The following is a 24,328-nucleotide window of genomic DNA, read 5'->3' on the forward strand; positions in this document are numbered from 1 at the left end:
AAGTCTTAGCCTGACTTTCGTCGCTATTGTCGAAATCATGTTAAGTAAAAATGAAAACACAGCGCAAATCAGGACGTGGCTTTATTTTGTTGCCGTTGTAGTACTTTTTACTTTTGGCGGTATTCGTGGCCTGGGAACCGGCCTTGATGACTTCCAGTATCGCGACTTCTATGCCCAGTTTATCGATAAAATTATTATCGAAGGTTTCTGGCGTGCTGTCGTGGAATTCCGTTATGAACCAGCCATTTACGCCATTGCCGGCGCGACACGTATCTTTACCGCTAATCCGGACATTTTCATCTTTGTCTTCGCGGTCATCGCTGTTGGTGTCAACGCGCACTACTTCCGTAAGCTGACACCGCTGCCGCTGGTGGCCCTCGCCGTCTACTCTGCGCACCTGTTTATCAACAAAGACATGAACCAGATTCGCTTCGGTTTATGTTCGGCGTTTTTAATGGGTTTCGTCTGGCACATGTCGCGGCGCAGCAAGTCTGGCATGATCACCACCTTCATCCTGTCGTTTATCAGCCACGCCACCGCGATTGTCGCGCTGCTGATTCCGCTGGCGATGATTGTGCGTAAAAACAAATACATCCCGATTGCTATCGTGGTCGCCAGCCTGCCGCTGGCGTTTCTCGGCAGTTCAGCGCTGATCGCCGCGCTCTCCAGCCACCTCGGTGCGCTGGGCGACAGGGCCATGGGCTATGCCGATGCCGATTCTCGCCAGGAACAGGGTATTCTGACCCTGTCGAACCTGAAGAATATCGGCTTCGTCTTTATCTTCAGCTACATGTTGCTGAGCGATAAAATTAAAAATTTCGACCCGGAAAAGTTTAATACCTATTACATTCTGGTGATCACTTTTGCCATCGGCAGTGGCCTGAGGATGGCGCTACAGGATTACGCTTCTGGTGGTCGTCTGGCGAACTATTTGCTGCAGGTTGAGCCGGTGCTTATTTCGCTGTGTATCTGGGAAACCAGAAAGCTGAAGAAGGTGCTTGCCGTGGCTGTCACCATTCTGATGGTGCTGTACTATCTCTACTACAACACCGTATCGAGCAAGCAGTCGATTGTCGGCTATGAGGTGTCACGCACTTTCCAGCTGTTCCGTTAGGTCCAGAAATAACGCTAGCCAACTGGTTAGCGTTTTTTCATTAATAAGCCCTTTCTCATCGTCATCCAGGGAAAATCCGAATATTTTACTGGTCCTGAACATTGCTTGCTTTTTATGTGGATTAAAATTCTAATAGATTGCATCTGCTCACGCAGAACACCTGTGATAAGAATATTCCGAAGCAACCATGCAAAGTCTTTCATGGCTTTTCCTGGCACGTCGTCACTCAATGAAAGAATGCTGACATGAACGAAAAAAACAATTTTGACATCGTACGACTTTCCCTCGCCTTTATCGTAATGCTGGTGCATTCCGCTGAGGTGACGAGAAACGCCGATATCCGTTTCCTGGCGCATTTTCTCAATAGTGATTTTGCCGTCAAAGGATTTTTCGCAATAAGTGGTTTTCTTATTGCAAAAAGTTACTTAAGAAGCAAATCACTCACGTCCTATTTTATTAAGCGTGCGCAACGTATCTTGCCGGCTTATATATTTGTCATCATTCTGTGCTTTGTGATTGGCATGTGTCTTACCACCCTGCCGCTGATGGATTTCCTGAAAAATAAAGAAACCCTTAAATATCTGGTCGCCAACTTCTCGTTTCTTAACTTTATTCAGCCGTCGCTGCCGGGCGTGTTTACCAACAACCCCAATCAGCCGCTGGATGGTTCACTGTGGACCATCAAAGCCGAGCTGACGCTCTACGTGTTGCTGCCCTTTATCGTGCCGTTGCTGAAACGAAGCCCGCTGAAAGTGTGGAGCGTGATTTTTATTATCTCCTGCGCCTGGTACTTCTACTTCACCGCGCTGTACAGCGGGCCGAAAGCCGATACGCTGGCCAAGCAGTTTATTGCGCTGTCGTCCTACTTCTTCTTTGGCAGCCTGCTGGCGGTGCATCAGCCAACCTTTGACCGCCTGAAAGAGATCACCATTGTGTCGCTGGTGGTGTTCCTGCTGTTCAAGAGCACGGATTACGCGTTTATCGTTGAGCCGGTGGCGTTTTCGGCGGTAGTGATTCTGTTCTGCACCAGCCTGTGTAAAGAGATTAAAATCAGCCAGTACGGCGATCTCTCTTACGGCATGTACCTCTATCACTGGCCGATTATTCAGGTGCTGCAGCATTTCGGTGTGTTCGATGCCAACGCGTTTGCTGGCCTGGGGCTGACGATTGTGATGACGCTGGCGCTGGCTTACACCTCGTGGAATTTGCTGGAGAGCCGTTTCCTGAAGCGCACCCATCACGCTCAGCCGTCGATTGTGCCGCCCACCGCTGCACGCGACTAAGCGTTAATCATGCAGGCGCACGCCGCGCCTGCACCAGAGCGCCACCGATCAAATGGTGGCGCCCATCGACAGCTGATAATGCAAATCCACCTGTTCAATGGTGGGCTGCTGGTTAATCTTCTTCAGCACAATTTCCGTTGCCACTTTGCCCATCTCGAAGCGCGGGGTAATCACACTGGCCAGCCGCGGCGTTGTCGCCTGACCAATCTCCAGTCCGTGGAATCCGGCAATCGCCAGCGCCTGCGGCACTGCAATGCCTGCCGCCTGACACTCCTGCAGCACGCCGACCGCCAGATCATCGTTGGTACAGAGAATGGCATCCATCTGCGGATAGAGCTGGCGCGCCAGCGTCATCATGCCGGTGCCAATTGACACCGAAGAGACTTTGTTCGGTACGATGCGTCCGGCCGGCAATCCGGCCGCCGCCACGGCATCGCAATAGCCGGCATAGCGCTGCTGGTCACGGCGGTCGGACATCGAGCCAAAATAAATCACCCGCTGTTTACCGCTGGCCAGCAGCATCGCGGTCATGTCGTAGCCGGCACGGTAATTATCAAAGCCGACGTTAATGCGCCCGCGCGTCTCGCTTAGTCCCATCACTTCGGCGACCGGAATAGTGGCCGCGTTGATATACTTTTCCGCACGCACGGTGTGCACCGACTCGGTCAGGATCAATCCCTGCACGTTAAAAGCCAGCACCGTGGCAATCTGCTCTTCTTCGCGCTGCGGATTGTAGTCGTAGTTGACCACCAGCGTCTGATAGCCGTGGGCGCTGGTGACCGATTCGATACCGGCCAGCAGATCGGCAAAGATTTGATTATTGAATGAGGGGATCAGTACGCCGATGCGCGGCGGATTGTGCCGCGACGCTGCGGTGTTTTCCTGTTCGGCGACGTAGCCGATTTCGGCCATGACGCTGGCGATTTTCGCCGCCGTTTCCGCCTTCACCTTTTCCGGCGTGCGCAGATAGCGGCTCACCGTCATCTTGGTGACCCCTGCGAGAGTCGCAATATCGTCCAGAGTGATGCGCTGCGTTTTCATTGCGCGGTCCGCAAAGAGAGCCTGTCAATCAACGTATTATGCCCGCTGGCGAGTCAAAAAAGAAACGCTGCTCCGCCGGTCATACCGGTCGTTCATAGTGCTCAATCACCGCCAGCGCCAGACCGTTGGCCGGATCGATGCGCTGCGGCAGAAAGTGCAGCGCGGTATGGGCAAAGGTAAACGCCAGCGTGCCGGCCTGTGCCGCCTGCTGTACCGCCTGCACAAACGCCGGTTGCGCATTCCACGGGCCGTCAATGATGATGCTGGCCGGATTGACCAGTTGCATCACCTGACTCAGCGCATGGCCGAGATAGCGGCCGGTCTGCGTCATCAGCTCATACACGATCTCCGGTTCGCTGTCGCCAGACTGCCAGCGTAAGCCGGGCTTACGCCGGGCCAGCTGCTGCTGGATCGCCGGCAGGCTCACCAGCGTCTCCAGACAACCCTGTCGCCCGCAGCTGCAGCGCGCGCCGTTGGGCTGCACGCTCAGATGGCCAATCTCACCGGCGGTCCAGCTGCTGCCGCTGAACACCTCGCCGCGCTCCACCAGCGCGCCGCCCACGCCGTCGGCGATGCGCAGATAGAAGTGGCTTTGCGCTTTATTGAGCTCCAGCTGCTGCACCGCCAGCAGCGCGGCCGCTTTGACGTTATTCATGATGCGCAGCGGCAGCTCAACGCCGCGCCGCAGCGGCGTCAGCACATCGACATCCTGCCAGCCGAGCGGCGCAGAAAAGTGCACCCGCCCGCGCTGAGAATCAATGATGCCGGGAAAACCGATGGCCACGCCCAGCAGCGCCGGATGCGCCGCGCGCAGCGTCTGACACACTTCCGTCAGCTCGTGCAGCAGCCCGTCGGCATCGGCCGTTTCGGTGCGCCAGGTTTGCTCGGCCACCACGCGCGAAAAGTAGTCGCACACGCGCCAGTGAATCGCCTGGCGCTCCACCATGATGCCCGCGCTTTTCAGCTGGCCGGCGCGCAGTTCGATCTCAATTTTGGGCCGGCCGGCCGCCGCCACGCTAACCGGGCCGAGCTCGTGAATCAGCCCCTGCGCCAGCAGGTCATCGATAATCAGGGAAACGGTGTTTTTGCTCAGGTCGAGCGCCAGCGCCAGATCCTGGCGGGAAGTGATGCGGGTGGTACGCAGCTGCGTCATCACCCGCTTGAGGTTGTTCAGTCGAAGTACCGCTGGTCCTTTCCCGGCTGCTTTCATCGCACCCTCACCTGACAAAGAGTAATAGGTGTAAGTTTAGCAGCCCGCACCGGCGGTTAATCGCCGGTAAAACCGGGTTTTTACCGCTTCTACCGCGTATCAGTACTCGTCGCCGCGCACGCGGCTGCGGTAACTTTCCCAGTCAAAACGCACCCACAGGCTATTACCGAGGCGCATGCGATCCATCACCCGTTCGCCAAGCAGCGTATTCATGCCGGCCGGATCGAGGTTGGAGAGCATGCCGGTCGGCCGCTTTGACGACGAACGGCGATCAACAATCTGATTGATGATCACTTTCTCGTAGCGCGATTCGCTCTGCATGCCGATCTCATCGATCACCAGCAGATCGACATGGCTGAGATCCTGCAGCAGCCGCTCTTCGGTCAGGTCGCTGCCGCCGCTGAAGGTGCCTTTCATGCTCGACATCAGATCGGCCACCGTGACAATCAGCACGCTTTTACCGCGCAGAATCAGATCGTTACCAATCGCCGCCGCCAGATGGTTTTTGCCGGTGCCGGGACGACCAGAAAACACGAAGCTGGCGATGCTGTTCTCAAAGCCGGCGGCGTATTCACGCGCCAGACTGAGCGCCTTGCGCTGGCCGTCATTTTCGACGCGGTAGTTGTCGAACGAGCAGTTCATGTGCAACTCACGAATGCCGGAGCGGCCCATGATGCGCTGCATCTTCATGGCGCGGTTTTCGCGCACAATCGCTTCTGAGCGCAGCCGGCCCTGCTCCTGATTCCACGCCAGCAGCTCGGCGCCGTTTTTAAACTTTGGCTGCACATCCGCGGGCATGATTTTTTTCAGGCGACTGAAAAGATCGTTCGGCGTTTTCATTACTCACCTCGGAATCCATCGGGAATATCATAATCAGTATTGCTGATCTGGGTGATATCGCGCTTTGGCTGACCGCCGTTGGCGGCACGGTTCATCTGCACGCTGCGCGCCAGTTTCTGCTGCCACTGTACATGGTGAAACAGCCGGCCCTCTGCCTGCCAGTAAGCGACAAAAGCCGCCAGCTCTGCGGCGGTCACCGGCTCGCTCAGCGCCACGCCCCAAATCGCCGCCTGGCGCTGGAAGTCGCTGTCCGGCTGCCAGCCCGGATACATGGCGAACTTGCCCACCGGCACGGCGATCGGCGCGGCGTCGCTGTGAAACAGGCTGTCGTCCAGCGTGACATCATTCGGCTGCTGCGCCGCCGCTTCCAGCGCCAGCAGGTGCGCGAGGCGCTGCGGCGTGATCGCGTAAAACGCCGGAACATTGTTGTGCAGCACCGCCAGCGTGCCGTTATCGGCCTGCTGCAGCGTGGTGAGGGGATCGTGGCAAAAGCCGTCCAGCCCCACCAGCGTTGAAGATAAGATTTTGACTGACATGAAGAAACCTGACGTTGACTCATCCGGTGCACCGGCGACCCGGTGCTAAGCGGTCAGTGTACCTGTTTTAGCACCGGGGATCGCCATAAAACCGCGCGGATTTAGCGCGAGGCGAAGTGCGCTTCAGCCGCCTCAATGCTGACCACGCGACGGCTGGCGCGTGCTGCTGCCAGCGCCGGGCGGGTTTGCCACAGATAGCGCAGCGATGCCACCAGACACAGGCTGTAGCCAAACAGCTCGCTGCCCTCTTCCGCCATGTTCTTTACCACGCGGTTATAGCCATCCAGCATCAGTTGCTGCCACAGCTCATGCATGCCAAACAGCCGCGAGAACACCAGCACCGCCAGCAGCCCGGCGGCCATCATTTGCCAGCTGCGATGCTGCAGCAGTGCCGCCAGGCCCGGCAGGATTTGCCGCGGCTGACGCAGCGCCATCGCCAGCGAGGCCGCGGTCGTTGCCAGCGCAAACCACAGCCATGCGCCGTGTTGCACCACGTCGAACAGAAAATCCATTTCACGAATCAGCATGCAGCTGAAGAAGCCACCGACCAGAATCAGCGCGCTGCGCTGCTGCGGTCGCTGCCAGGCGGCGAAGAAGAACAGTGCGGCAATGGCCGCCAGCATCAGCTCCTGTGTCGCTTCGGTGAAAGAGGTTTCGTGCAGTGCATCGTTCATCCAGTTGACGTCGATGTAGACCATCGCCATACAAAAGACCAGCACCAATCCACTGATGATAAAGGCCGCCAGTTCGCGGCTAATAAGAATAATGTTTTCGCGCATTGTGATACCAAATCAGAAAATAATTAGCGCGCTTATTATATTTCCGCTGGCTGGCACCACTTCTCATTTCATGCCGCTTCAGAAGCTGGCGCTGACGCCGAGGTTGTAAATGAACTGTTCGCCGCTGCTAACCGCGCCGGTCTGGGCGAAGGAGGCGAACGCCGCCATGTTCTGGCCGAGCGGCAGACGGGCACCGACGCTGACATCCATCCAGTTCGTTTCCCGATTCATCTCTTCCGGCCGATCGCGTGGCGCGGCCGTGCCGTCGAAGCTGAGCTGATGGCTGTAACTCACCTGTGCCCACGGCGATATCCAGCCAAAACTGGAATCCACGCGCCAGCCCAGTGAAGCGATGTGTTCGGCGTTATTACGATCAACCGGCGCGCAGGCGGCGCAGCTGAGAGTGGAATCATCGACGGCAAACTGCGCCACCGGACCGGTGCGCAGGCGGTCATTCATTGGCAGGTTCCAGCCTGCCGAGTAGCGGTTCACCAGCGGCGAGTTGCCGACGCTGGCCGTTTCGCTATGCAGCGCCATGCCGCCGCCGGGCGGATTGAGCGCGGCATCAAGCAGATCGCTGTCGCGGTTTTCTGTCAGCATCAGATGATTACTGGAAATTTTTTCGGCAAGTATCGCATTGTAATCCGGCGCGCTGCTCTCGCTGGCCTGATCCCAGGCGTGCGCCGGCAGGGCCGCCACCAGTAGCCACCCACCGCTAAAGGCCAGCGCAAGGAGACGCTGGCCGGTCCGCTGACTGTTCTGCCACATGAAAGACTCCTGACGAGCCGGAAGGGATCGGGTTGGCCTTGAAATTGATGATGATCCTGAAGCGTTCACCCGGTTGCAGCGCGAACGTCCATGGCGTTATTATCGGCACCCATTGATTAACTATTAATCGATTCTTTCAAACGTCAAGCGACTGACCGCTTTTTCCTCATGCTTAGGGAGTGATGCAATGCAGCGATGTGGCTGGGTAACACAGGATGCGCTTTATCTGGCGTACCACGACACGGAATGGGGCGTGCCGCAGACCGATAAGCGCGCCTTATTTGAGATGCTGTGTCTGGAGGGGCAACAGGCTGGCCTGTCATGGATCACCGTGCTGAAAAAGCGCGAGAACTACCGCCAGGCGTTTCATGATTTTGATCCGCAGGCGGTGGCGCTGATGGATGAGGCCGATCTGCTGCGCCTGCTGCAGAACAGCGGTTTGATCCGCCATCGCGGCAAGCTGGAAGCCATCATCAATAATGCCAAAGCGCTGCTGGCGCTGGAGGCCACCGGCGAAGACTTTTCCCGCTTTATCTGGTCATTTGTCGATAACCAGCCGATTTTGCACCGTTATGCGGATTATAAACTGGCGCCCACCACCTCCGAACCGGCCATTGCGCTGTCTAAAGCGCTTAAGAAGCGTGGTTTTAAATTCGTCGGGCCTACAACCTGCCACTCTTTTTTACAGGCCTGCGGGCTGATAAACGATCATCAAACCAGCTGTTTCTGCCATCCCGATAATCTTTAAGGCAAAAGTTTACAAATTAAGACTGCGCCTCACGAATTTCCCCATCATTGAACGGCATAATAGTGCCGTTTTGGGGCATTTTCCCCGTTTCCGTATGAGGGACTTTTTCATGAAAAAGCGTGTACTGGCGCTGGCCTTGTTAATGAGCGGCAGCGTGGCGCTGTCGGGTTGTACCACCAATCCTTATACCGGCGAATCGCAGGCCGGGAAATCGGGCATCGGCGCGGGTCTGGGCGCGGTGCTGGGCGCTGGCGTGGGCGTGCTCTCTTCGTCGAAGAAAGATCGCGGTAAAGGTGCGCTCATTGGCGCAGCGTCCGGTGCGGCACTGGGCGGCGGCGTCGGCTATTACATGGATGTGCAGGAAGCCAAACTGCGCGACAAGATGCGCGGCACCGGCGTCAGCGTAACGCGTCAGGGCGATAACATCGTGCTGAACATGCCGAACAACGTGACCTTTGACTCGAGCAGCGCCAACCTGAAACCGGCCGGCGCAAATACGCTGACCGGCGTGGCGATGGTGCTGAAAGAGTATCCGAAAACCGCCTTCAATGTGGTCGGCTTTACCGACAGCACCGGCACGCGCGCGCTGAACATGCGCCTGTCGCAGCAGCGTGCAGAAAGCGTCGCCAGCGCGCTGATCGTGCAGGGCGTGGCGCAGAACCGCCTGCGCACCCAGGGCATGGGCCCGGATAACCCGGTCGCCAGCAACAGCACCGAAGCCGGTAAAGCACAAAACCGTCGCGTCGAAATTACCCTGAGTCCGCTGGGCTAAGGCACAGGCCGGTCTGCCGCTGCAGGCCGGCTTTTGACGTGTTTTTACGCGCTTATTGACGCGCAAAGCAGCAGATAAGCGTAAACGTCGCCGGACGATAGAGCCAGCGATGAGTTTATGCTAGCGTGATCAAAATTTGATCAGTGGAATGCCATCATGTCACTCAAAGCTATCGCCTCCGCCCTTGGCCTCTCTGTGACCACCGTGAGCCGCGCGCTGAATGGGTTTGATGATGTCGCCGCTGCTACCCGCAAACGCATCGAAGAGGAAGCCGACCGGCGCGGTTATCGCCCGAATGCCGCCGCGCGTCGCCTGAAGACCGGCCGTGCCAATGCGGTCGGGCTGGTGTTTCCGGTCAGCAATGCCTCACTCAACGACAGCTACTACAGTGAAATGCTGCTGACGCTCGATCAGCACCTTGCCCTGCACGAGATCGATCTGCTGTTGCTCCCCGACAAACCGCAGGATCAGCAGCGCAATTTGCTGCGCATGCTGCGCAGCGGCATGCTGGACGCGCTGATTGTCACCCATACCACGCCGCAGGATGTGCGATTGCAGCGCCTGCAGCAGAAGGGTTTTCGCTTTCTTACGCTGGGGCGCAGTCAGCTGCCGCAGCCTTACGCCTGGTTTGATTATGATAACCATGCCGGAACGCTACTGGCGGCGCAGCACTGCCAGCAGCAGGGCTATACGCGCATCGCTTATCTCGGTGGTAACGAGCCCAGCACCTACATTCTTGACCGCCGGCAGGGGTTTATCGACGCGCTGCCCGCCACGCCATGCGCGCAGCAGGCTGGCTGGATGGCCGCGCTGCCGCCCTCGCGCCGCGCGGGCTATCAGCAAACCTGTGCCTGGCTGGCGCACGTTATCCAGCCTGACGCCATCATCACCGACTGCAGCCCGCTCGGCGAAGGCGCAGCGATTGCCCTGCAGCAGGCCGGGCGTCTGAGCGGCGCGCAGGCAATTCCCCTGTACGTGTACGATGGTCTGCCGCACGACTCGATTATCACGCAACCGGTCAACGCGATTCTGCAATCATCACAGCAGCGGATTGGCGAACGCGTCGCCGAAATGGTGCTGCAGCTGCTGGAAGGCGCGCCGCCCGCGCAGTTACAGACGCTGTGGCAGCCAATGCTGCGCCTCACTTCTGACGCACAGTGATTGCGCGGGTGCCGCGCTGTGATAGTCTTCGCCTGATGCAATTAATCAGGTGTATGTGATGAAAACCAGGCCGCCACGAGCCACAATCAGTGACGTTGCCCGCACGGCAAAAACCGGTAAAACCAGCGTTTCCCGCTATCTGAATGGCGAAGTTCATCTGCTTTCGCCGGATCTGAAAGCCCGTATCGAACAGGCGATTGCCGACCTCAACTACCGCCCCAGCCAGATGGCGCGCGGACTCAAACGCGGCCGCACCCGGCTGATAGGCCTGATCATTGCCGATATCACCAATCCATACTCGGTGGATGTACTGAGCGGCATTGAAGCCGCCTGCCGCGCGCGCGGCTTCACGCTGCTGATGTGTAACACCAACAACGAAGTTGACCTCGAACAGCACTACCTGCAGCTGCTCAGCAGCTATCAGGTGGAAGGCATTGTGGTGAATGCGGTCGGGATGCACGAAGAGGTGCTCAACCGTCTGCAGCAGTCGATGCTGCCGATGGTGCTGATTGACCGCAAAATTCCCGACTTCGCCTGCGACGTGGTCGGGCTCAACAACCCGGAGGCCGCCCGCATCGCCACCCGGCATCTGCTGGATAACGGCTACGAAGCGCTGCTGTTTCTCAGTGAGCCGCTCGGCAGCGTCAATACCCGCCGCGAACGTCTCGCCGCCTTCTTTGACACCATCAGCAGCGCGCCACAGGTGGTGGCAGAGAATGCCGAAGTGGTGTTGCATCAGCCGGCACAGCTGGAACAGGTGCTGCAGGCGTTTCATCAGCGCCATCCGGGCAAACGCTGCGCGGTGATGGCGGCCAACGGTGCGCTGACGTTACAGGTGGCGCGGGCGTTACAGCGCCTGACGCTGCGCTGGGGCGAGAGCATTGGCCTGCTGGGCTTCGACGAACTGGAGTGGGCGGCGCTGGCCGGCGTCGGCATCACCACGCTGAAGCAGCCCACCTGGCAGATCGGCTATGCCGCGCTGGAGCAGGTGATCGCGCGTATCGAAGGCAGCGAACAGCCGATTCGCGAGCAGGTTTTCTCCGGTGAACTGATTGTGCGCGGCTCCAGCCAGCCGCTGCGCTAATTCCGCTTTTCACGGCTCACTTCGTGAGCAGGATCATAATTCCGCACTCTGCTACTTTCCTTTGGAACCGGTTCCATTAAGCTTTTTACAGCACATTAACGTGCTGTCCGGCGCATAACGGTGCGGCGGGCAGCACAGCGAGACAGGCTGGAGGAAAGATGTCGAAAGCGGAAATTATTGTGGTCACGGCCGCCTACGGCGCGCACAAGGTGGCAGAACTGGGCGGCCAGGCAGCGCTGCTACCGCTGATTAAAGCGGCCGGTGCCGATGGCGTCGAGATCCGCCGCGAGCTGTTCAGCGACGACGAATTGTGCCAGCTGCATACGCTCGGCGACGCACTGCGTCAGCATCAGCTCAGCGTCAGCTATTCAGTGCCGGAAGCGCTGTGGCAGGCGGACGGTGCGCTCAATCCACGTCTGGCGCAGTTCCTGCAGGAAGCTGAGCTGCTGGGCGCTCAGCGCCTCAAGCTGGCATTGGGTCACTATGTCTCGCTGGCAGATCGCCAGCTGGTTGAGGTGCTGGCCGGCTCGCGCGTCACGCTGGTCATCGAAAACGATCAGACGCCGGACAGTAAGCTGACGCCAATGCTGCACTTCTTCCATCACGCCTGCGATGCCGCGCTGCCGCTGGATATGACCTTCGACATGGGCAACTGGCGCTGGACCGGCGAAGACGCCCTGCAGGCAGCAGCGCAGCTCAGTCGCTACGTGAGCTACATTCATGTTAAGGCGGCGGTGCCGCACGGTGACAGCTTCCGCGCCATTGCGCTGGATGACGCCGACGACAGCTGGCGCACGCTGCTGCAGGCGCTGCCGGCCGATGCACCGCGCGGTATTGAGTTCCCATTAGCCGGCGCAGATTTAGTGGCGGTGACCCGCCACTACGTCGATCTGCTGCGCGCGGTGTAAGGAGTTGAGCATGACACACACCTCTCAGCTGGATGTCGTCACCATTGGTGAAGCGATGGCGATGTTTATCGCCGGGCAAACCGGCGATCTCGCCGCAGCCGATCAGTTCACGAAGCGCATTGCCGGTGCCGAACTTAATGTGGCGATTGGTCTGGCGCGCCTCGGTTTGCAGGTGGGCTGGGTCAGCCGCGTCGGCGACGACAGCTTCGGCCGTTTTACCCTGCAGCAGCTGGCGAAAGAGCATGTCGACCACCGCTGCGTGACCATTGATAACCGCTATCGCACCGGTTTTCAGCTCAAAGCGCGCGTGGACGACGGCTCCGATCCGGAAGTGGAGTATTTTCGTAAAGGCTCCGCCGCCAGCCACCTGTCACCGGATGATTTCGACGAAAGCTATTTCGGCAGCGCGCGCCATCTGCATCTGAGCGGCGTGGCCGCCGCGCTTTCCGATAGCTCACTGGCGCTGGCTAAACATGCGGCGAAAGAGATGCGCGCCCGCGGCAAAACCATCTCCTTTGATCCTAATCTGCGTCCGGTGCTGTGGCGCAGTGAAGAAGAGATGCGTAAGCAGCTGAATTTGCTGGCAGAATACGCCGACTGGGTGCTGCCAGGTGAAAAAGAGGGGCTGATTCTGACCGGCTACCGTCAGCCTGAAGCGATCGCGGATTTCTACCTCGATAAAGGCGTGCGGGCGGTGGTGATCAAAACCGGCAGCGACGGCGCCTGGTATAAAACCGCCGCGGGCGAACAGGGCCAGATTGCGCCGATCCACGTGGAGAATGTGGTGGATACCGTCGGCGCGGGCGATGGCTTTGCGGTCGGGCTGATCAGCGCGCTGCTGGAAGGGAAATCGCTGCCGCAGGCGATTCTGCGCGGTAACAAAATTGGTTCGCTGGCGATTCAGGTTGCCGGCGACAGCGAAGGTCTGCCGACGCGCGCAGCGCTCGGCGATTATTAAAACCAGGTCGCCATCAATGGCGACCCAACGTAGGGTGCGCATTCATGCGCACCGAAAAAAACTGTCTCTACACCCTAATTTCGAGACGCATCCACAGAATGCGCCCGCCTCAACCAGAGGAGTCACCCATGAAATCGCAGACAATCGCGCCAAAACGCTGGTGGTATATCATGCCCATCGTGTTTATCACCTACAGTCTGGCGTATCTGGACCGGGCGAACTTTAGCTTCGCCTCTGCCGCAGGGATAAATGAGGATCTCGGTATCACCAAAGGCATGTCATCGCTGCTCGGTGCCCTGTTCTTCCTTGGCTACTTCTTCTTTCAGATCCCCGGCGCGGTCTATGCCGAGCGCCGCAGCGTAAAAAAACTGATTTTCTGGTGTCTGATTCTGTGGGGCGGCTGCGCCTCGCTGACCGGTATCGTCAGCAATATTCCGATGCTGGCCGCCATCCGCTTTGTCCTCGGCGTGGTGGAAGCGGCGGTGATGCCGGCGATGCTGATTTACATCAGCAACTGGTTTACCAAATCCGAGCGCTCCCGTGCGAATACCTTCCTGATCCTCGGCAACCCGGTGACGGTGCTGTGGATGTCGGTGGTGTCCGGCTACCTGATTAACTCCTTTGGCTGGCGCGAGATGTTCATCATCGAGGGCTTCCCGGCGGTGATCTGGGCAATTGCCTGGTGGTTTATGGTGCAGGATAAACCGGCCCAGGCCAAATGGATGAGCGACGAAGAGAAAGCGGCGCTGCAGGCGCAGCTGCAGAAGGAGCAGGAGAACATTAAAGCGGTGCGCAACTACAGCGAAGCCTTCCGCAACCGCAACGTTATCCTGCTGTGCCTGCAATATTTTGCCTGGAGCATCGGCGTGTACGGTTTCGTGCTGTGGCTGCCGTCGATTCTGCGTAACGGCACGCAAATGGGCATGGTCGAAGCGGGCTGGCTGTCGGCGGTACCGTATCTGGTGGCGACCATCGCCATGCTGGTGGTGTCGTGGGCGTCGGACAAGACGCAAAACCGTAAGCTGTTTGTCTGGCCGCTGCTGCTGATTGGCGCACTGGCGTTCCTCGGCTCGTGGATGGTGGGCTCCAGCAACTTCTGGCTGTCGTATGCGCTGCTGGTGATTGCCGGTGGTGCGATGTACGCCCCGTATGGCCCGTTCTTCGCCATCATTCCGGAGATGCTGCCGCGCAATGTTTCCGGCGGTGCCATGGCGCTGATTAACAGTATGGGCGCACTGGGTTCCTTCATCGGTTCATGGATCGTAGGCTATCTTAATGGGGCGACCGGCAGTCCTGCCGCCTCCTATGTCTTTATGGGTGCTGCGCTACTGGCGTCGGTGTGGCTGACGCTGATTGTTAAACCGGCGGCCAACAAAACGCCGCCGCCGATTCACGGGGCGAAGCACGCCTGAAAGCGTAAGCGATGACTTTTCCGGGCGACTCAGGTCGCCCGTCACACGTTCTACAGGGAGCAAATAATGAAACCTGCTGTGATTCTGTATAAGAGCCTGCCCGATGACCTGCGTGCCAAGCTGGACCAGCACTTCAGCGTGACGGAAGTGAAAGATGTCTCGCCGGAGACGGTGAAACAGCATGCGGCGCAGTTCGCCGCAGCGCAGGGTCTGCTGGGCTCCGGTGGCAAAGTGAATGATGAGCTGCTGGCCAGCATGCCGGCACTGCGTGCCTGTTCTACCGTCTCCGTCGGCTATGACAACTTTGACGTTGATGCGCTCAACCAGCGCAACGTTCTGCTGATGCACACGCCCACCGTACTGACCGAAACCGTGGCCGATACCATGATGGCGCTGGTGCTGAGCACCGCGCGTCGCGTCGCCGAACTGGATAAGTGGGTCAAAGCCGGTGAGTGGAAAAAGAGTATTGACGCTGAGCACTTCGGTATCGACGTACACCACAAGACGCTGGGCATTCTCGGCATGGGCCGCATTGGTCTGGCACTGGCGCAGCGCGCGCACTTTGGCTTCGGCATGAACATTCTGTACAACGCCCGCCGCCAGCATGAAGAGGCAGAAACCCGCTTTGGCGCGCGCGCCTGCGATCTGGAAACGCTGCTGAAAGAGAGCGATTTTGTCTGCATCAGCCTGCCGCTGACCGAGCAGACGCACCATATGATCGGTGCGGAACAGCTGAAACTGATGAAGCCGACCGCGATTCTGATCAACGCCGGACGCGGTCCGGTGGTCGATGAGCAGGCGCTGACCGCCGCACTGAAAGACGGCACTATTCACGCCGCCGGGCTGGATGTGTTTGAAGTCGAGCCGGTGCCGGCCGATGCGGAAATCCTCACGCTGCCGAACGTGGTCGCGCTGCCGCACATCGGCTCCGCCACGCATGAAACGCGCTACGGCATGGCGCGCGATGCGGTCGACAATCTGATCGCCGCATTGAGCGGTAAAGTGGAGAAAAACTGCGTTAACCCGCAGGTCCAGGCTTGATCCCACGGCTTTAGCCATTGCGCCTGCCGGTTGCGGGCGCTATGGTGGTCTTCCCCCTGATAACAATGTTTTTACCTCCTATGGCTTTTTCTCAGTTCGGCGACAAATTTACGCAACATTCCGGCATCTCTCGTCTGATGGAAGATATGGGCGAAGGGCTGCGCACGCCTGGCACGATCATGCTGGGCGGCGGTAATCCGGCGCAGATTCCGGCCATCAATGATTATTTCAGTCAGCTGCTGCTGCAGATGCATCAGGACGGCAAGCTGAACGAAGCGCTGTGCAACTACGACGGCCCGCGCGGCAAAGCGCTGCTGCTGGAGGCGCTGGCCACGCTGCTGCGCGAGGAGCTCGGCTGGCCGGTGACGCCACAAAATATCGCGCTCACCAACGGCAGCCAGAGCGCATTCTTTTACCTGTTTAATCTGTTCGCCGGCCGCCGCGCCGACGGCAGCAAAAAGCGCGTGCTGTTCCCGCTGGCGCCGGAATACCTCGGCTATGCCGATGCCGGGCTGGAGGAGGATCTGTTCATCTCCGCCAAACCCAATATTGAACTGCTGCCGGAAGGCCAGTTCAAATACCACGTCGATTTCGACCATCTGCCGCTGAATGATGAGACTGGCCTGATTTGCGTGTCGCGTCCGACCAATCCAACCGGCAACGTCATCGCCGATGACGAACTGCTGCAGCTGGATGCGCTGGCACAGCAGCACGGCGTCCCGCTGCTAATCGATAACGCCTACGGCGTGCCGTTCCCCGGCATCATCTTCAGTGAGGCACGTCCGCTGTGGAACCCCAACACCATTCTGTGCATGAGTCTGTCGAAGCTGGGCCTGCCGGGCGCACGTTGCGGGATTATCGTTGCCGATGAGAGCACGATCAGTGCCACTGGTAACATGAACGGCATTATCAGCCTGGCGCCAGGCAGCATCGGTCCGGCGATTGCCACCGAGATGATTGTGCGTGGCGATCTGCTGCGCCTGTCGCAGGAAGTGATTAAACCGTTCTATCAGGCCAAGGTTAGCGAAACTATCGCGATTATTCGCCGCTATATCAGCGAAGATCGCTGCCTGATCCACAAACCGGAGGGCGCTATATTCCTGTGGCTGTGGTTCCGCGACCTGCCAATCAGCACCGAAGCGCTGTATCAGCGCCTGAAAGCGCGCGGCGTGCTGATGGTGCCGGGCCACTTCTTCTTCCCGGGGCTGGAACAGGCCTGGACGCACACCCATCAGTGCATGCGCATGAATTACGTACCGGACAGCGACAAGATTGAGCGTGCGGTACAGATTCTGGCGGAAGAGCTGGATAACGCCTGGAACGCTTAATCCGCGCTTAACGACAGCTGGCACCACTGCGCCAGCTGCTGAATCGCCTGTTCGACTTCGGCATTCCAGCCAAAACCGGCGTTGAGCCGGAAGCAGTGATCGTAGCGGTGATCGGTGGCGAAGATGTGCCCAGGCGCGATGCCGATGCCCGCGTTGCGCGCCTTGAGAAACAGCGCGCGCACGTTCAGCGCCTGCTGCGGCATCTCCACCCACAGCACGTAACCGCCCTCCGGATCCGACACACGCGTGCCCGCCGGGAAGTAGCGCAGCACCGCCTGTCGCATATGGTGAATCTGATTTTTCAGCTCGCGCCGCAGCTTGCGCAGGTGCGCATCGTAACCGCCGCTGCGCAGCAGTTCGGCAATCGCCGCCTGCGACAGCACCGACGTGCCCATGCTGGTGGTGTACTTCAGCGAGGCGATTTTGCGCATGTACTTGGTGCTGTGCACCCAGCCAATACGGATGCCGGGCGCCACAGTTTTGGAGAAGCCGCTGCACAGGATGGCATTGGGGCTGAAGGCGCGCATCGGAAACGGCCGGCGCTCACCGAAAGCCGTATCGCCAAAGATATCGTCCTCAATGATCACCACATCATTCTCATCGGCCTGGCGCGCGATATACGCCTTATGCTCGTTGGGAATGCTTTTGCCCAGCGGATTATTGATGTTGTTGATGGTGAGATAGGCCTGCACCGCTTTACGCCGGAACAGCCCGGTGAGTTTCGCGACGTTAACGTAACCCTCCGGCCCGGCTTCCACTTCAATGACGCGCAGGTTGAGGTTGTGCAACATCTGTAGCAGCACGAAGTAGCATGGCGACTCTACCGCCACGATATCGCCCGGCCGCGTGGTGGCGCGCAGCGCCAGCGAAATCGCCTCAATGCAGCCGTTAGTGACCAGGATGTCATCGGCGCTGATATTGCAGCCATAATCCACCGCGCGCCGGGCAATTTCCGCCTTGAGCGGCGCATAGCCGGTGCCTTTCACCGTATTACCGAGCAGCGCCGGTTTGCTGTAACCCATCTGCCGCATCAGCAGGCCAATTTTTTTCACCGGATAGAGCGAGATGTCGCCGTTGGCCAGATCGAGCCGCACGCGGCAGTCCGATCCCAGCATCGCCAGGTGCAGTTCGGTTTGCTCATCCAGCGGTGCCACTTCGCGCGGCTGCTCGCTGAATACCGCCGGCACTTTTTTCTCTGTGGGACGCGGTGCGACAAAAAAGCCGGACTTCGGCCGCGCCACCGCGTAGTGCTCATCCTCCAGCGTGCGTAATGTTTTCAGCGCAGTGGTCATGCTGACGCGATACTGCGTCGCCAGCGTGCGCACCGACGGCAAACGGCTGTCGGGCGGTAGCGATCCGCTGTGAATGGCCTGTTTTATCTGCTCAGCGATCTGACGGTAACGACTGCTCTGACTCTCCTGTTCCTGCGTTTCACCCGCCATCTGTTCCACCCCATATCGTGCTGATCTGTGCGTATTCATCAGATTACATTCAAAGTACTTTAGGCTGCATCTGTTAATTCAGCTTCACGCAGCACCTTCGTGGCCCGTTTTCCAGCCCGTTGTCGCCCGCACGGCAGCGGCGATTTTATTAGCCAAAGGATGAAGTGAAAAATGAATAATCTGTCCGCGATGATGAGTGAAATTGAAGAATACCTGACGCCCGCGATTCTCGATTCCGCCCAGCACTGTGCTCAGCGACTGCTCGCCGCCCTGCCCGATCCCGACCATCCCGAACGTAACCGCGTGCTGCTGGCCTATGGCGGCGGCAAAGACAGCAGCTATATGGTGGCCTACGTACGTTACATTCAGGGGTTAATCTGGCAACAGCGCAACAGCACGTTTCAGCTGCGCATCAGCACTAACCGCCATGCCGCCATGAACGACAGCGTGATGGAAAACATCGACCGCGTCTATCGTGCGCTGCGTATCCATGACGACGCGTTCACCGAGTGCCTGGTGACCGACGGGCTGCAGATTCGTCCCTTCGATCGCCATTTGCCGATGCCGCAGAGCGTGCGCCAGCAGAACCGCGACGATGTGCTGATGAATGGTCACCGCTTCCGTGCCGACGCGCGCTCCACCTTCTGCAACGCCTGCAACCTGAGTATGGTGAATTCGTTTGGCCTTGCGGCGCACTACGATGGCGGCGTCGATGTGATCATCACCGGCGATTCGCCGCAGGAGCAGACCGCTTACCTTGCGTGGGCGCGCCACCTGTCAAAACTGTTTGATGCGCCGATGGCCGATAAGTCGCGCGGCTTCAGCGGCTTTCTCCACACGCTGGACGGCGTGGCGGCGCGCTACTTCGCCGACATTTACGGCGCTGACCAGGTCACGCCGGCACATCGCATTACCTGGCAGCTGGCGCGCGACCCGCTGTTCTTCAACATCTATCAGGACACCGCTTATGAGGCTGGCGCGCACTGGGCGCTGCTGACCGAATTCATGCATTTCCGCTTCGATGAGCTGATGTTCAGCTTCTCCGAGTCGGACTGCGGCAACCCGACGTTAATGGCACATATTCGCGGTCTGCGTGCGGAGACGCTGTTGCAGCGCAGCTACGCCGAAGGCATTCGCGAATATGTGCGCTTTGCGCTCGGCCTGATGGTGCAGAAGGACTTTCCGCCGCAGCTGATCGATGAGATGGCCGCGCGCTATCAGGATGATGCCGCGATTGCCCGCGCACGCCAGCGCGCCGCGCAGTTCGCACTCGACGCTTTCGGCCTCAGTGAAACCCAGCTGGTATGCATGATCTATTCACCGTTTATCGCCGGCGGCCAGCAGCTGAAAGCCTGGCTGCTGCAGCTGCCGGCCGCGCCGGAGGAAGCCGCGGTGCGCGCCTTGCTGAGCGGAGAGAGCGAGGATGTGGCGCTGGCGCAGCAGCTCACGCAGCTGTCTGGCCTCAGCGTGGCGCAGATGCGGCACTGCTGGCGCAGCGCGGCGGTGAGTTCGCTGCTGGACGGCGCACGCGGCGATGCGCTGTCGCGCGTGTTGCGTTTCGACCCGCACAAAGCGGTGATTCAGGTTAACAACGGTGCGTTACAGGACATCGTTACTGAAGTGATTTCCGGGCGTTAACCCGGTAAGGCGACGCGATGAGAAAGATTTTTCTGCAGATTGGCGCCACGCGCGACGGGCAAAATCCCTACTGCGCGGTGGCAAAACGCGAAGGCTATTTTACCGTACTGGCCGAAATGGGGGATTTTGTCGACTATCAATCGCTCAGCATCGCCCTGCCGTTCGATCTGATTGTGCGTCTCGATCGCCCGGAAAATCCGTGGGATGTCCTCAATGCCTGTCTGCACGCCGGTCTGCTGGAGCATCCACAGGTAGTGCTGGCCGGTTTTGAGGCCTACAACGCCAGCGCTGGCCGGGTGCGTGAACTGCTGGCCGGCCCGGATGCCGGTCCGGGCTTCATCCCGCCGGATAAATACGCACAGCGCATGGCGCTGCGCAAAGCCTGGCCGCGTTTTCCGCAACCGGAGTTTCGCTTCTTTGCCTCACCGCTCAGCATTGGCGATGCGCGGGATGCGCTGCTTTACCCCTGCGTGATCAAACCGGTCGACGGCGGCGGCGGACTGGGCATCTGGCTGGTGGAAGAGGCCAGCCAGCTGGATGCGGTGATTGCCCGGCTGCTCGACACCATGAACTATGGCGGACGCGGCTTTACCGGCTTTATCGTCGAAAGCTGGCTGGCCGGCGACGAATATTCGCTGCAGGGCGTGGTGGAGAATGGACACGCGGTGGCGCTGACCTGCTGCCAGAAGGTGATTGAGCAGCATACCGAGGCCGACGGCTGTATCAGCTTTTACGAATCCGGCCATGTGGCGATGGCGGCGCAGCAACTGCCCGCCGCCTTCACCAGCCTGATGAGCTTCTGCTGTGAAACCTTCGGCTACCGGCGCGGCGCTTTCCACATTGATTTCATTATGGTGAACGGCGAGCCGCACTTTCTCGAAATGGGCTTTCGCCTGTCCGGCATGGGCGTGGTGAACCTGGTGGAAGAGGTCACCGGCATCAACTGGGCCGAGGTGGCCTTTCAGGTTGAAGCCGGACGCGGCCTGCCTGAACTGCACTTCGCTTCACCGTCACAGGCCGTCGGCCGGCTGCGGTTGCGCCAGCGGCTGCAGTATGACGCCGCCGAGCGCTGGATTGCCGACCACCAGCGCGGCCAGCTGTTGCCACCGCTCAACTTACCGGCGCTGGAGGTCTCACCGCGCTCATCGCTGTACGCCGATCTGACGCGCCACGCCGGGATTCTCGCCACGCTGCGTCTGCCTGCCGCCAGCCGCGACGAAATTCTGGCAGTGTTTCACGCCCTTCTTGCTGTTCCCGCTTTGACCTCACGGAGAGATTTACTATGTGCAGAATGATTCTGGCACACGGCCAGTTTGACGCCGCTGCGGTACTGGACGCCGCACGCGCCATGAGCTGCGGTGAAACCGCCGCGCACGATGGCCCGATTAAACAACATCCCAACGGCTGGGGCTGTCTGTGGCTGGAGCACGGTCAGATCCGTACGCTGCATGGCACCGGCACCTTTGCCGAAGCACTGCCAGGCATTGACGTCACGCGCATGCAGCACAGCCGCTTTCTGGCGGTGCACGTGCGTCACGCCACGCTCAGCAAAAACCAGGGCATTGCGTTCTCCCATCCGCTGCGGCGCACCAGCGGCGGCACCCAGTGGTACATGATGCACAACGGCTTTTTGCCGACCGTCTATGCGCAGCTGGGCATGGCGCAGTCGCGCTTTGATTCCGCTGAATATCTGGAATATATCGTCGACCGCGTCACGCCCGCCGATTTTACCCGCGACTATCTGCGCGAAAAAATGGCCCGGGTGGCGCCAGGTGGCAGCGCGGCAAACGCCATTTTCGTCACCCGCGAGAAGGCCTGGGCGTGGCAATGGCATCCTGATGACACGCCTTACCCTGACTATTTCACCCTGCATCGTTGTCAGCAGAACAACAGCACCTTTATCTCCTCTGAACCTGTTTCAACACTGGGCACGGCGTCAGCATGGCACCGTATGAGCAACCATGAACTTCATGAAATTCCTTTTGGAGAGTGAACCCATGGCCATTTTCAATCAGATTCGCGTCATTAACCCCAACATGTTCGTCGAAAGCACCTGGCTGGATGACATCGTCACCGCGCGCGTGCCGCTGCTGGTGCTGCGCAATTTCCTCACGCCAGAGGTGCGCAACGCGGTGGTGACTGATCTGCAGCAGTGCCGCGAGCAGATACGGGTTTCTCACTATCCAAACGGCGCGCTGACCACGCTCGGCCCGTATCTGGCGAAGCACACCGCCGCGCCGGAAAACTATTTCACCGAACTGCGCGACATCCAGCCGGCGCTGCCGGCCTCGCTGCACGCCCTGCGCGCGCAGATTTACCACTGGGTGCAGCATGCGCTGCGCCTTGAGAGTCTGCAAACCGCCACCGAACCGGCACTGGGTGATTACGCCGGCTCGATTGTGCGTTTCCACGCTGACGGCGTCGCTAATCCGCTGCATAACGACAACATCGTGCGCGATGCCGCTGGCAGCGGTCTGGCGGTGACGCACATTCTGCATCAGCTGAGCTGCGTCGTATGCCTGCAGGAGTGCAACGCCGGCGGCGCGCTGCGCATCTTCAATAAGAAATGGCAGCCGGAAGACGAGCGCTTTAAAACGCCCGGCGAGCTGGGCTACCAGAGCGGCGTCATCGCCGGCAGCGAGACCTGCGAGTTCGCGCCGCGCAGTGGCGATATCTATCTGTTTAATCCCGCGTTTTATCATGAAATCGATCGCGTTGAGGGCGACACGCGCATCACCATGGGCTTTTTCTTTGGCCTGACCGACAAAAAAATGAAGCACGCCATTGCCTGGAGTTAATCCCGGCCTTAGACGAGGAAGACAGTATGACAACCTATGACAAAGTGATTGCGCTGCTGGATGCGCAGCAGGCCCGCTACCGCGTGGTGGAGCATGAGGCCATCGGCCAGACCGAGGTAATCAGCGCCATCCGCGGAAACGATCTCCAGCAGGCGGCCAAAGCGATGGTGCTGGAAGTCACCATGCCGGACGGCGCCGCGCCGCGCTATCTGCTGGCGATCGTACCCGGCGACTGCAAAATCAACTTCAAGCACGCCGCGCGTGCCATTGGCGGTAAGAAGTCGACGTTTGCCACTCCTGAGCAGGCACAAGCGCTGACGCAGTGTGTGATGGGCGCGGTGCCGCCGTTTAGTTTTGATGACCGACTGGCGCTGCGCGTGGATACGCGCCTGCGTGATGTCGGGACGCTGTGGTTTAACGCCGGTGCGCTGGACCGCTCGGTAGCTTTGGATGTGGATGATTATTTTCGACTGATCGGCGACGACTGCGGTGCAGAGATCGCCACACCGGTGACGGCAACCGCCTGATTGCCGCGCTGAGGAATGCGTATGTCCCTGAAAGATATGTTGTTAGCCCTGTGCGTCGTAGTGGCGTGGGGAGTAAATTTTGTGGTGATTAAGCTGGGTTTGCAGGGCATGCCGCCCTTTTTGCTGGCGGGACTGCGTTTTACGCTGGTGGCGTTTCCGGCGATCTTTTTCGTGCGTCGTCCGGCAATTCCGCTGCGCTGGCTGGTGGTGTATGGCATGACCATCAGCTTTGGTCAGTTCGCGTTTCTGTTCCTCGCCATCAAGCTTGGCATGCCAGCCGGGCTGGCTTCGCTGGTGCTGCAGGCGCAGGCATTTTTCACCCTGCTGCTCGGCGCGCTGCTGCTGGCCGAGAAGCTGCGCTGGAACCACATCGCCGGCATTCTGGTCGCCACGCTCGGCATGTTTATGCTGGCAACCGCCGGTATGGAGGGCCAGACAACCGCGGGCATCACGCTGACCACCATGATGCTGACGCTGGCGGCGGCGCTGTCGTGGGGGCTGGGCAATATCACTAACAAGATTATCCTGCGCAACCGCCAGGTGCCGGTGATGTCGCTGGTGGTGTGGAGCGCGCTGGTGCCGATTGCGCCGTTCTTTGCCTGTTCGTGGTGGTTCGAGGGCGAATCCGCCATTGTCACCAGCCTGCTGGATATTTCGCTGCAGACGGTGCTGGCGCTGCTCTATCTGGCGTTTTTCGCCACCATCATTGGCTACGCCATCTGGGGCAATCTGCTCAGCCGCTACGAAACCTGGCGCGTGGCGCCGCTGTCGCTGCTGGTGCCGGTGGTCGGTATTCTCAGCGCCGCGCTGATCCTCGGTGAAACTCTGTCGGCGCAGGAGATTCTCGGCGCGTCGGTGATCATTCTCGGGCTGCTGGTGAATGTGTTCGGCGGTATGGTGAGCCAGCGCCTGCTGGTACGTACCTGATGATGCAGCCATA

25 protein-coding genes are annotated in these 24,328 nt (G+C 59.3%); 17 read left to right on the forward strand and 8 right to left on the reverse strand.

Annotation, left to right across the window (positions count from 1 at the left end):
- The coding region (locus QMM04_RS04635) for an EpsG family protein (RefSeq protein ID WP_282995723.1) at window positions 1-1,114 on the forward strand (1,114 nt) is incomplete at its 5' end.
- Between the two features lie 26 nt (window positions 1,115-1,140).
- On the opposite strand, the gene QMM04_RS04640 is transcribed toward QMM04_RS04635, so the two are convergent.
- A complete protein-coding gene (locus tag QMM04_RS04640) occupies window positions 1,141-1,470 on the reverse strand; it encodes a hypothetical protein (protein ID WP_166712405.1) in 330 nt (109 codons plus the stop codon).
- Here QMM04_RS04640 and QMM04_RS04645 point away from each other — a divergent pair.
- Complete coding sequence (locus QMM04_RS04645) at window positions 1,414-2,397, forward strand: acyltransferase (protein ID WP_282995735.1); 984 nt, start codon at window positions 1,414-1,416, stop codon at window positions 2,395-2,397. The genes QMM04_RS04640 and QMM04_RS04645 overlap by 57 nt on opposite strands.
- A 48-nt stretch (window positions 2,398-2,445) precedes the next feature.
- Here the strand turns inward: QMM04_RS04645 and QMM04_RS04650 are convergent, their stop codons facing one another.
- From QMM04_RS04650 to QMM04_RS04675, 6 genes are all read right to left on the reverse strand, one after another.
- Window positions 2,446-3,438 (reverse strand): LacI family DNA-binding transcriptional regulator, encoded by a 993-nt coding sequence (locus QMM04_RS04650; protein WP_282995724.1) that lies wholly within the window; start codon window positions 3,436-3,438, stop codon window positions 2,446-2,448.
- A gap of 79 nt (window positions 3,439-3,517) precedes the next feature.
- A complete protein-coding gene (locus tag QMM04_RS04655; RefSeq protein ID WP_282995725.1) occupies window positions 3,518-4,648 on the reverse strand; it encodes an ROK family protein in 1,131 nt (376 codons plus the stop codon).
- Window positions 4,649-4,747: 99 nt separating this feature from the next.
- Window positions 4,748-5,488 carry a DNA replication protein DnaC gene (gene dnaC, locus QMM04_RS04660; protein WP_021506883.1) on the reverse strand — a complete coding sequence of 247 codons (741 nt, stop codon included), beginning with the start codon at window positions 5,486-5,488 and terminating at the stop codon, window positions 4,748-4,750.
- On the reverse strand, window positions 5,488-6,024 hold the full coding sequence (gene dnaT / locus QMM04_RS04665; protein ID WP_021506884.1) for a primosomal protein DnaT: 537 nt from the start codon (window positions 6,022-6,024) through the stop codon (window positions 5,488-5,490). Before dnaT ends, dnaC begins: the two co-directional genes overlap by 1 nt.
- A gap of 101 nt (window positions 6,025-6,125) precedes the next feature.
- Window positions 6,126-6,803, reverse strand: a complete 678-nt coding sequence (locus QMM04_RS04670) for a hypothetical protein (protein ID WP_249217987.1) — start codon at window positions 6,801-6,803, stop codon at window positions 6,126-6,128.
- A 78-nt stretch (window positions 6,804-6,881) separates the two neighbouring features.
- On the reverse strand, window positions 6,882-7,571 hold the full coding sequence (locus tag QMM04_RS04675; protein WP_058775605.1) for an autotransporter domain-containing protein: 690 nt from the start codon (window positions 7,569-7,571) through the stop codon (window positions 6,882-6,884).
- Window positions 7,572-7,758: 187 nt separating this feature from the next.
- Here QMM04_RS04675 and QMM04_RS04680 point away from each other — a divergent pair, with 187 nt between their 5' ends.
- The 9 genes from QMM04_RS04680 to QMM04_RS04720 all read left to right on the forward strand — a co-directional run bounded on the left by QMM04_RS04680 (window position 7,759) and on the right by QMM04_RS04720 (window position 16,983).
- Entirely contained in the window at window positions 7,759-8,319 is a 561-nt protein-coding gene (locus tag QMM04_RS04680; RefSeq protein WP_058781878.1) for a DNA-3-methyladenine glycosylase I, read from the forward strand.
- A 109-nt stretch (window positions 8,320-8,428) separates the two neighbouring features.
- Entirely contained in the window at window positions 8,429-9,091 is a 663-nt protein-coding gene (locus QMM04_RS04685; RefSeq protein ID WP_282995726.1) for an OmpA family lipoprotein, read from the forward strand.
- Window positions 9,092-9,247: 156 nt separating this feature from the next.
- Window positions 9,248-10,252 (forward strand): LacI family DNA-binding transcriptional regulator, encoded by a 1,005-nt coding sequence (locus QMM04_RS04690; protein ID WP_282995727.1) that lies wholly within the window; start codon window positions 9,248-9,250, stop codon window positions 10,250-10,252.
- A gap of 58 nt (window positions 10,253-10,310) precedes the next feature.
- Window positions 10,311-11,336 carry a LacI family DNA-binding transcriptional regulator gene (locus QMM04_RS04695; protein ID WP_058770743.1) on the forward strand — a complete coding sequence of 342 codons (1,026 nt, stop codon included), beginning with the start codon at window positions 10,311-10,313 and terminating at the stop codon, window positions 11,334-11,336.
- Window positions 11,337-11,494: 158 nt separating this feature from the next.
- The gene (locus tag QMM04_RS04700; RefSeq protein WP_282995728.1) at window positions 11,495-12,244 is read left to right on the forward strand and encodes a sugar phosphate isomerase/epimerase; all 750 of its coding nucleotides are present in this window, start codon (window positions 11,495-11,497) and stop codon (window positions 12,242-12,244) included.
- 10 nt (window positions 12,245-12,254) lie between these two features.
- Window positions 12,255-13,202 (forward strand): sugar kinase, encoded by a 948-nt coding sequence (locus tag QMM04_RS04705; protein ID WP_058758183.1) that lies wholly within the window; start codon window positions 12,255-12,257, stop codon window positions 13,200-13,202.
- Between the two features lie 128 nt (window positions 13,203-13,330).
- On the forward strand, window positions 13,331-14,614 hold the full coding sequence (locus QMM04_RS04710; RefSeq protein WP_021506893.1) for an MFS transporter: 1,284 nt from the start codon (window positions 13,331-13,333) through the stop codon (window positions 14,612-14,614).
- 66 nt (window positions 14,615-14,680) lie between these two features.
- Window positions 14,681-15,655, forward strand: coding sequence for a glyoxylate/hydroxypyruvate reductase GhrB (gene ghrB / locus QMM04_RS04715; RefSeq protein WP_282995729.1), 975 nt, complete (start codon window positions 14,681-14,683; stop codon window positions 15,653-15,655).
- A gap of 80 nt (window positions 15,656-15,735) precedes the next feature.
- On the forward strand, window positions 15,736-16,983 hold the full coding sequence (locus QMM04_RS04720) for a valine--pyruvate transaminase (RefSeq protein WP_282995730.1): 1,248 nt from the start codon (window positions 15,736-15,738) through the stop codon (window positions 16,981-16,983).
- Here QMM04_RS04720 and QMM04_RS04725 read toward each other — a convergent pair.
- Window positions 16,980-18,425, reverse strand: a complete 1,446-nt coding sequence (locus QMM04_RS04725; protein WP_058775612.1) for a PLP-dependent aminotransferase family protein — start codon at window positions 18,423-18,425, stop codon at window positions 16,980-16,982. The two genes, QMM04_RS04720 and QMM04_RS04725, sit on opposite strands and share 4 nt — an antisense overlap.
- A 171-nt stretch (window positions 18,426-18,596) precedes the next feature.
- On the opposite strand from QMM04_RS04725, the gene QMM04_RS04730 reads away from it, so the two are divergent.
- The 6 genes from QMM04_RS04730 to QMM04_RS04755 are packed head-to-tail and all read left to right on the forward strand — an operon-like array spanning window position 18,597 to window position 24,315.
- Window positions 18,597-20,063, forward strand: a complete 1,467-nt coding sequence (locus QMM04_RS04730) for a hypothetical protein (protein ID WP_021506897.1) — start codon at window positions 18,597-18,599, stop codon at window positions 20,061-20,063.
- A gap of 17 nt (window positions 20,064-20,080) precedes the next feature.
- A complete protein-coding gene (locus QMM04_RS04735; protein ID WP_058758188.1) occupies window positions 20,081-21,358 on the forward strand; it encodes an ATP-grasp domain-containing protein in 1,278 nt (425 codons plus the stop codon).
- Window positions 21,346-22,056, forward strand: coding sequence for a class II glutamine amidotransferase (locus QMM04_RS04740; protein WP_031279597.1), 711 nt, complete (start codon window positions 21,346-21,348; stop codon window positions 22,054-22,056). Before QMM04_RS04735 ends, QMM04_RS04740 begins: the two co-directional genes overlap by 13 nt.
- Before the next feature lie 4 nt (window positions 22,057-22,060).
- Window positions 22,061-22,861 carry a hypothetical protein gene (locus QMM04_RS04745; RefSeq protein ID WP_059010256.1) on the forward strand — a complete coding sequence of 267 codons (801 nt, stop codon included), beginning with the start codon at window positions 22,061-22,063 and terminating at the stop codon, window positions 22,859-22,861.
- A gap of 26 nt (window positions 22,862-22,887) precedes the next feature.
- Window positions 22,888-23,388 (forward strand): YbaK/EbsC family protein, encoded by a 501-nt coding sequence (locus tag QMM04_RS04750; protein ID WP_058758191.1) that lies wholly within the window; start codon window positions 22,888-22,890, stop codon window positions 23,386-23,388.
- Window positions 23,389-23,409: 21 nt separating this feature from the next.
- Window positions 23,410-24,315 (forward strand): EamA family transporter, encoded by a 906-nt coding sequence (locus QMM04_RS04755; protein ID WP_282995731.1) that lies wholly within the window; start codon window positions 23,410-23,412, stop codon window positions 24,313-24,315.
- Window positions 24,316-24,328: the final 13 nt, after the last annotated feature.

The sequence above is a fragment of the Pantoea sp. Pa-EAmG genome, assembly GCF_030024295.1.
GTDB lineage: Bacteria > Pseudomonadota > Gammaproteobacteria > Enterobacterales > Enterobacteriaceae > Pantoea > Pantoea dispersa.

Bases quoted from the DNA above. Each gene is read 5' to 3' on its own strand.
- QMM04_RS04735 (WP_058758188.1), top strand. From the start codon at position 20,081: ATGAGAAAGATTTTTCTGCAGATTGGCGCCACGCGCGACGGGCAAAAT.
- QMM04_RS04745 (WP_059010256.1), top strand. From the start codon at position 22,061: ATGGCCATTTTCAATCAGATTCGCGTCATTAACCCCAACATGTTCGTC.
- QMM04_RS04675 (WP_058775605.1), bottom strand. From the start codon at position 7,571: ATGTGGCAGAACAGTCAGCGGACCGGCCAGCGTCTCCTTGCGCTGGCC.
- QMM04_RS04655 (WP_282995725.1), bottom strand. From the start codon at position 4,648: ATGAAAGCAGCCGGGAAAGGACCAGCGGTACTTCGACTGAACAACCTC.
- dnaT (WP_021506884.1), bottom strand. From the start codon at position 6,024: ATGTCAGTCAAAATCTTATCTTCAACGCTGGTGGGGCTGGACGGCTTT.
- QMM04_RS04755 (WP_282995731.1), top strand. From the start codon at position 23,410: ATGTCCCTGAAAGATATGTTGTTAGCCCTGTGCGTCGTAGTGGCGTGG.
- QMM04_RS04700 (WP_282995728.1), top strand. From the start codon at position 11,495: ATGTCGAAAGCGGAAATTATTGTGGTCACGGCCGCCTACGGCGCGCAC.
- QMM04_RS04690 (WP_282995727.1), top strand. From the start codon at position 9,248: ATGTCACTCAAAGCTATCGCCTCCGCCCTTGGCCTCTCTGTGACCACC.
- ghrB (WP_282995729.1), top strand. From the start codon at position 14,681: ATGAAACCTGCTGTGATTCTGTATAAGAGCCTGCCCGATGACCTGCGT.
- QMM04_RS04740 (WP_031279597.1), top strand. From the start codon at position 21,346: ATGTGCAGAATGATTCTGGCACACGGCCAGTTTGACGCCGCTGCGGTA.
- dnaC (WP_021506883.1), bottom strand. From the start codon at position 5,488: ATGAAAACGCCGAACGATCTTTTCAGTCGCCTGAAAAAAATCATGCCC.
- QMM04_RS04650 (WP_282995724.1), bottom strand. From the start codon at position 3,438: ATGAAAACGCAGCGCATCACTCTGGACGATATTGCGACTCTCGCAGGG.
- QMM04_RS04645 (WP_282995735.1), top strand. From the start codon at position 1,414: ATGCTGGTGCATTCCGCTGAGGTGACGAGAAACGCCGATATCCGTTTC.
- QMM04_RS04680 (WP_058781878.1), top strand. From the start codon at position 7,759: ATGCAGCGATGTGGCTGGGTAACACAGGATGCGCTTTATCTGGCGTAC.
- QMM04_RS04695 (WP_058770743.1), top strand. From the start codon at position 10,311: ATGAAAACCAGGCCGCCACGAGCCACAATCAGTGACGTTGCCCGCACG.
- QMM04_RS04685 (WP_282995726.1), top strand. From the start codon at position 8,429: ATGAAAAAGCGTGTACTGGCGCTGGCCTTGTTAATGAGCGGCAGCGTG.
- QMM04_RS04670 (WP_249217987.1), bottom strand. From the start codon at position 6,803: ATGCGCGAAAACATTATTCTTATTAGCCGCGAACTGGCGGCCTTTATC.
- QMM04_RS04640 (WP_166712405.1), bottom strand. From the start codon at position 1,470: ATGCGCCAGGAAACGGATATCGGCGTTTCTCGTCACCTCAGCGGAATG.
- QMM04_RS04710 (WP_021506893.1), top strand. From the start codon at position 13,331: ATGAAATCGCAGACAATCGCGCCAAAACGCTGGTGGTATATCATGCCC.
- QMM04_RS04720 (WP_282995730.1), top strand. From the start codon at position 15,736: ATGGCTTTTTCTCAGTTCGGCGACAAATTTACGCAACATTCCGGCATC.
- QMM04_RS04750 (WP_058758191.1), top strand. From the start codon at position 22,888: ATGACAACCTATGACAAAGTGATTGCGCTGCTGGATGCGCAGCAGGCC.
- QMM04_RS04705 (WP_058758183.1), top strand. From the start codon at position 12,255: ATGACACACACCTCTCAGCTGGATGTCGTCACCATTGGTGAAGCGATG.
- QMM04_RS04730 (WP_021506897.1), top strand. From the start codon at position 18,597: ATGAATAATCTGTCCGCGATGATGAGTGAAATTGAAGAATACCTGACG.
- QMM04_RS04725 (WP_058775612.1), bottom strand. From the start codon at position 18,425: ATGGCGGGTGAAACGCAGGAACAGGAGAGTCAGAGCAGTCGTTACCGT.